This is a genomic window from Chroococcidiopsis sp. (assembly GCF_051657925.1).
Taxonomy (GTDB): Bacteria; Cyanobacteriota; Cyanobacteriia; order Cyanobacteriales; family Chroococcidiopsidaceae; genus Chroococcidiopsis.
The window spans coordinates 1-6,893 of sequence record NZ_JBOFLP010000371.1 but is presented as its reverse complement, the minus strand read 5'-3'; the positions used below and the strand labels follow the sequence as shown (position 1 = coordinate 6,893).

The window sequence follows — 6,893 nt, the reverse complement described above, 5'->3', positions numbered from 1 at the left end:
AATAGCTGCCCCAATTCCAGTAGGGACGATTAAGAGGGCTGTGTAGGGACGATTCATATAAAGTCAAAAGTCAAAAGTTAAAAGTCAAAAATTCGTAGGGGCGGGTTTAGCTAGAATCCTTACCAATTCACAAAGATTGCGCTCCAAAACCCGCCCGTACAACCGTGAAAAATTCGTAGGGGCGGGTTTAGCTAGAATCCTTACCAATTCACAAAGATTGTTATCCAAAACCCGCCCGTACAACCGTGAAAAATTCGTAGGGGCGGTTTTTGAGAAGATCCCTGTAACAGAACAAACAATTAAAAGTGAGGAGTCAAAATTGAGTAGCACCTAGTGCAGAATCTTAGATTGAATTATCTTCCTGACAACTGATAACTGTTAACTATCAACTGATAACAACTGCTTCGACAATTGCTTTTTGACGGAGGAAATCTACGCTAGTAATTGCCCAGCGTAACGGTTCTCCAGACAAGCGTAATTGTGTCTCAATTGCTTGCAGTAATTGGGCTGGCGTTTCCTGAAGATTAATTTCTAGAGTGATGAATTGAGTAGTCATGTAATGGCGGGAGTCGGGAGTCGAGCAAGGGTACAGGGTTTAATTGTAAATTGTGAATTGCAAATTCTCTCCCTTGTCCTTCACTTCTGGGGTTGTCCAAATTGCAAATCGTATAACTCGTCTTCTTTTTCCGTCTCAATTTTCAAATCGGAACGGGGACAGGCAACACATAGCAAGACATAGCCTTGTTGTTGAAGTTCGGGACTCACACCCATTCCATCACTTTGATCGACAGTTCCCTCTAGAATTTTGCCAGCGCAGGTAGTACACACGCCAGCGTTACAGGAACTCGGTAAATCTATGCCTGCGGCATAAGCAGCCCGCAAAATAGTTTTGTCTTCTGGGACTTGGATCGTGTGAGTTTCGCCTTGATAGTAAATTTGAACCGTGTAAGTTTGAGACATATGTAAGGTAGGGCGATCGCCTCGTAGCTCAATCATTGTAAATTGCTCACAGGTTATTTTATCTTGTACGCTCTACTTTTTATGTGAGTGGTAGTTGGTAGTTGCTAGTTGGTAGTTGGCAGGAGGCATTTTCACGCACCACGCACCACGCACCACACTCTTACTGATAACTGTTAACTGATAACTGATAACTGTCTCTTGCTAGCACTAAGCTGGAAGTAGAAAGTAAAAATACTGGAGATCTTTAAGAGGTAGAGAATGCTGGAACAATATCGGCAGCAAGTGGCAGAACGCGGGGCTTTGGGTATTCCGCCGTTACCATTGGATGCGGAACAAACATCGGATTTGTGCGAATTGCTGAAACACCCGCCTGCTGGGGAAGAGGAGACATTGCTGCACCTGTTGCGCGATCGCATTCCTCCTGGTGTCGATCCGGCGGCTTATGTTAAGGCTGGGTTTTTAACGGCTGTGGCTAAGGGTGAGGTGACGAGTCCCCTTGTTTCCCCTACTGATGCGATCGCTTTATTGGGGACGATGGTAGGCGGTTATAACGTGCGATCGCTGATTGACTTGCTCAGTGCTGAGGCAACTTTGGCAGAAGCAGCAGCCAAGGCTTTGAGTAAGATCGCCTTAGTGTATGAGTCATACCACGATGTTTTGGATTTGTCAAGTGAAGGCAATCCTTATGCTAAGCAGGTGGTTGATTCTTGGGCAAATGCCGAGTGGTTTACGTCTCGCCCGACTTTACCTGAAGCCATCACGGTAACAGTATTTAAAGTGCCTGGGGAGACGAACACGGACGATTTATCTCCTGCACCCCATGCTACCACTCGCCCCGATATTCCCTTACACGCTTTGGTGATGTTGGAATCGCGGCAACCTGGTAGTTTAGAAACCATTGCCCAATTAAAGCAAAAAGGGCATCCTGTAGCTTATGTTGGCGATGTTGTCGGTACGGGTTCTTCCCGCAAGTCGGCGATTAACTCGGTGTTGTGGCATATCGGACATGATATTCCCTGCATTCCCAATAAGCGGGCAGGGGGGTATATTTTAGGAAGTGCGATCGCGCCAATTTTCTTCAATACAGCTGAGGATGCGGGTGCATTGCCAATACAGTGCGATGTCACCCAAATGGAAACGGGTATGGTAATTACCATCCATCCTTATAAAGGGGAAATTACCAACGAAGCAGGCGAAGTTATCTCTACCTTCACCCTCAAACCCGACACAATTTTAGATGAAGTGCGTGCAGGAGGACGCATTCCTTTGCTCATTGGACGTACCCTGACAGATAAAACTCGCACAGCATTGGGATTAGAACCGAGTTCCATCTTTACTCGTCCCAAACAACCCGCCGATACGGGTAAAGGCTTCACTTTAGCGCAAAAAATGGTGGGTAAAGCTTGCGGTTTAGCTGGTGTCCGTCCTGGGACTTACTGCGAACCGATGATGACTACCGTTGGTTCCCAGGATACCACGGGACCGATGACCCGCGACGAGTTGAAAGAACTTGCCTGTTTGGGTTTTAGTGCGGATTTGGTGATGCAAAGTTTCTGTCACACGGCTGCTTATCCCAAACCAGTTGATGTCAAAGTTCACCACGAACTCCCCGATTTCATGTCTTCTCGCGCTGGTGTTGCCTTGCGTCCTGGGGATGGTATCATCCACTCTTGGCTAAATCGGATGCTGTTACCCGATACTGTCGGGACTGGTGGCGACTCTCACACCCGTTTTCCTTTGGGAATTTCCTTTCCTGCTGGTTCTGGTTTGGTAGCATTCGCGGCGGCTTTGGGTGTGATGCCTTTGGATATGCCGGAATCTGTTTTAGTCAGATTCAAAGGTGAGTTACAGCCAGGAGTCACGCTACGAGATATTGTCAATGCAATTCCCTATGTTGCTATCCAAAAAGGATTGTTAACGGTAGCCAAACAGAATAAGAAAAACATCTTTTCTGGACGGATTATGGAAATCGAAGGCTTGCCAGATTTAAAAGTCGAACAAGCTTTTGAACTTACCGATGCGACAGCAGAAAGATCTTGTGCGGGTTGTACCATCAAATTGAGTATCGAAACTGTTGCTGAATATTTGCGTTCCAACATCGCGCTGATGAAAAATATGGTAGCGCGGGGTTATCAGGATGCAAAAACTATCATGCGGCGCGTTGCCAAGATGGAAGCATGGTTAGCAAATCCTGTATTAATGGAAGGCGATGCTGATGCAGAATATGCCGAAATCATCGAAATCGATCTGAATGAAATCAAGGAACCAATCGTTGCCGCACCTAACGATCCTGATAACGTGAAATTGTTATCGGAAGTAGAAAACGATCCGGTACAAGAAGTATTTGTTGGTTCCTGCATGACTAATATCGGTCATTATCGGGCAACAGCGAAAGTATTAGAAGGTGCTGGCGCAGTTAAAACTCGTTTGTGGATTTGTCCCCCTACTCGGATGGATGAAAAACAACTCAAGGAAGAGGGAGTTTACGGTGTTTTTGGTGCGGCTGGTGCGAGAACAGAAATGCCTGGTTGCAGTTTATGTATGGGGAATCAGGCGCGGGTTGAAGATGGCGTGACGGTGTTTTCTACCTCTACACGCAACTTCAACAATCGTATGGGTAAAGATGCCCAAGTTTACCTCGGTTCCGCCGAGTTAGCCGCTGTTTGTGCCTTACTCGGTCGTCTGCCTTCCGTACAGGAATACATGGATATTGTGGCACACAAAATTCATCCGTTCGCTGGCGATTTGTATCGCTATTTGAACTTCGACCAAATTTCAGGTTTTGAGGATGAAGGAAGGGTAATTCCTTTAGAAGAAATGCCTCGAATTGAGGATATTTTGGGAATGCCTACGGCTGCTACCAAATAATAGTAGGGTGGGCAATGCCCACCTCATCTGACAATTTTAGTAAAATCCTATTTTTGAAAAAGCTGAAAGATAGCTAGTAATTCTGGACCTTCTACTTGTATGGTTGAAGAGTTTTTTCTTGTAAAGGCTGTTTTCCCAATAAAAGAAACCGCATTTTGAGCAGGAATGGTAATCCTGATTACAGAAAAACCTTTATAGGAAATTGTATCAAATTTTGTTAATACTTGTGTTCTTAAAGGTTCACATAGTACAGATTTCTGAATTGCATCAGTTATTAGTTTTACATACTGTTCTATATTTTTGTTTTGAAGTTTTGCTTCTCTGTCAATACCAACAACATATCTTCCATTAATTTCAATAGGTTCAATTCTATCCAATTTTTCTATCCTCTCAGCATCTTGTTTAGAATCAGTTACTCCTATATGGATATACCCGTCCATATCTGAGCCTAAATTGGCAATACCACAAATTGTTTCAACAATTCTTACTAATAAATCACTATTTAAGCTTCTATTAGCTGATAAGTCAAGTAAACCCTGCTTACACTCGTACCTAGTAGTTTCAATACGAGAACGACGCAAAGAATTTTCAAAATCTAACGTCAACTCAACACCATGACCAAGTACTGAGGGTTCCCTCTTAGCAAAACAATTCTGAATAAGACCTTTAGTCTGGTTAATGTTTCTCTCACGATCTTCTGTAGTTGTGTAGTGACGACTTAAATCTAATTTCTGCTGAAGTCCTCGTAAAGCATTCATAATACCTGTTGGATCAGCCGGAGATAGATTTTGACGAACTATCAAATCGAAAAAAGCCATAAATATAGTATAAAATGCCGTTCTAATCGGGTTATTGCTCTTTGGATTAACAATGTGTAGCAAGCATTTTGGCTCTGAGTTATGAGCTTCGATAGTTTCTCTCATAATAGCAAATGTGTTGATTATCTCTTGAGCTAATTTTTTAAAACCATAGGTTGCTAAAGCACTTTCTATATCTTGAAAATATCTAGTTGTTTGATCGTATAAACCGTCTAATCGTTCAGTACTTACAGGTAGAGGCTTATGCAATAAAATAGATGCTGCAATATCAGCAATAATTTGTTCATCTTCACTTTCACGCAATTGCAATATTGTCAGAGCGCCTTGCTTGCACCATATTGTATCTTCGGCTTTAATTTTATAACCTTGATTAGATTGCTTTGAATCAATACTGATTTCAGGCATTTCAGGAAGACGTAGAACTTTTTGCGAAACGTCGCCTCGTAGTTCCATAGCAATTGTTCTTACCAATTCTGCAAATGAAGTAGTTACTCCTGCTTGCCTTCTTTCTTGACGGCTTAAGTGCTTTCCACCTGAATTGATCCTATTAAAAACCTCTGTAATATCTTCTTCTTCCATTGCAGTATAAATAGTGACTGCAAGTTGATAATCTAAAACGTCAGCACATTCTTTGCGAGAAAGAAGCTGTTTATTATTTTCTTCTTCTAAACAAAAAATTTTATCATCAACCAACTGCTTCGCATAAGAAAATTCATCAACATCAAAAAATTTGTCTTCAAACATAAATAAATTTTCAATAAAACTTAAAATTGCATTAAGGCGTTGCATACCATCTATAATTTCGTATTTGCCGCTACCGTGAATTTGCGGACGTTCTGCCAGCAAAATTAGCGGTATAGGATATCCTTTTAAAATACTGCCAATGAGCCTTTCTTTTTCCACAACTGTCCAAACAAGTTTTCGTTGATACTTCCGATTTACTAGCAAATTGCCTGAACGATATAGTCTATAGGCTTCAGTAACGCTCATCCCACGTGGAACAATACTCATATCTACTATTATTTTCCTAACAACTTAAATTCTTCAAATAAGCTTACACGCAGTTTTTGAAAAAAGCACTATGTCAGTATTATTTAATACACAAAGTCTGCGATCTATAGAAATCTTTATATTTTTTTAGAGCGCGAAGAAAATGCGTAATCGCTTTGCAATATAAAATTTGGTAAGAGGAAGATATTATTCTAAAGAGTGTGTGACTATCTTAAGACGCGATCGCACCCTCTTCATCATAAATGCGATCGCTCATTGAAAATCTTCTAAGAATTAATTTGCTCTATCCCTGTTAAATAACACTTATTTTCAGAATCTATACTAATATTCCAATATTCAGTAAAAGATCGCGGTTCAGGTTCACCACTTAGCACGTATCCTTGAGGAGATACCTTAAAATTGGTCATTTTTGCATTCACCTGTACTTTAAAAATATGCTTATCTTGTTCTTGTTTATAGCTAATCGGTGCAATTTCAAGTAATTCGGGTTGATATACAATATCATAACACTCTTCAAAATTAAGTATAAAAATATCTTTCTGTCTAGAACACAATGGCTCAGCAACGTACTGATTCATTTGAGTAAAATTTTTCATCGTCCAATCATACTGATACTGAATAAATAAGTGACTAACTTTTTCTAGTAGTCCTGATTTACTCAAACAGTGTTGATATTCCTGTTCGTTAAGTTCCGATTCAATTGAGATTAAACTCCAAATGTCATTATCTTTTACATAACTAGCAGAGTAGCGATTAGTAAAAGTTGGATTTGCAAGTGTAGTAAATTTAATTAAATCTAGATCGTCAGTAAAATCTTTTCTAAAGAATCGAATAGAGTTGTAAATTTCTCGTAACCAAGCAAAAGGTACTATTACACTCAATAAGAGTACAAACACAACTGCTAAACTATGGAGAGTCTTTCTATTGAGCGGAACAACTGAACCATCCCTGCCTCTTCCTACAGAAAAGCCTCCGCTACCACCAGCTCCACCACCTTTGTTGTGGACTAAAATTTTGTTGGCATAAAAGTTATGCTGAGGATTAATGGAAATAAGATTATAGACAGTAATAGGTTGATTTATATGTTCGATCGCACAGGTTCTTCCGGAACCGAGGTGAAAAGCGTATAATGAGATACTTTTATAAAGGTGACATTCCGATGGACTTTCATCTTGATACTCTACTTCAGCTTCCAAATGTAACAGTTGAAAGCTGCACACACCAGCCGAATGAAGT

The 6,893-nt window shown here is 41.0% G+C and carries 4 protein-coding genes and 1 pseudogene; 1 reads left to right on the top strand and 4 read right to left on the bottom strand.

Annotation, left to right across the window (positions count from 1 at the left end; all coding sequences use genetic code 11):
* Positions 1–385: 385 nt before the first annotated feature.
* A complete protein-coding gene (locus ACRC32_RS29770; protein ID WP_438557365.1) occupies positions 386–556 on the bottom strand; it encodes a hypothetical protein in 171 nt (56 codons plus the stop codon).
* Between the two features lie 80 nt (positions 557–636).
* Positions 637–960 (bottom strand): 2Fe-2S iron-sulfur cluster-binding protein, encoded by a 324-nt coding sequence (locus ACRC32_RS29765; protein WP_438557366.1) that lies wholly within the window; start codon positions 958–960, stop codon positions 637–639.
* 258 nt (positions 961–1,218) lie between these two features.
* Here ACRC32_RS29765 and acnB point away from each other — a divergent pair, with 258 nt between their 5' ends.
* Positions 1,219–3,828, top strand: a complete 2,610-nt coding sequence (gene acnB / locus ACRC32_RS29760) for a bifunctional aconitate hydratase 2/2-methylisocitrate dehydratase (RefSeq protein ID WP_438557364.1) — start codon at positions 1,219–1,221, stop codon at positions 3,826–3,828.
* A gap of 47 nt (positions 3,829–3,875) precedes the next feature.
* Here the strand turns inward: acnB and ACRC32_RS29755 are convergent, their stop codons facing one another.
* Together ACRC32_RS29755 and ACRC32_RS29750 are read right to left on the bottom strand one after the other, a co-directional pair.
* Complete coding sequence (locus tag ACRC32_RS29755) at positions 3,876–5,657, bottom strand: GmrSD restriction endonuclease domain-containing protein (RefSeq protein WP_438557363.1); 1,782 nt, start codon at positions 5,655–5,657, stop codon at positions 3,876–3,878.
* 266 nt (positions 5,658–5,923) lie between these two features.
* Positions 5,924–6,893 (bottom strand): annotated as a pseudogene (locus ACRC32_RS29750) (hypothetical protein); the annotation flags it as partial.

What these genes read in the sequence shown, in the direction of transcription:
- ACRC32_RS29770 (WP_438557365.1), bottom strand. Translation starts at nt 556, where the DNA reads ATGACTACTCAATTCATCACTCTAGAAATTAATCTTCAGGAAACGCCA.
- ACRC32_RS29765 (WP_438557366.1), bottom strand. Translation starts at nt 960, where the DNA reads ATGTCTCAAACTTACACGGTTCAAATTTACTATCAAGGCGAAACTCAC.
- acnB (WP_438557364.1), top strand. Translation starts at nt 1,219, where the DNA reads ATGCTGGAACAATATCGGCAGCAAGTGGCAGAACGCGGGGCTTTGGGT.
- ACRC32_RS29755 (WP_438557363.1), bottom strand. Translation starts at nt 5,657, where the DNA reads ATGAGTATTGTTCCACGTGGGATGAGCGTTACTGAAGCCTATAGACTA.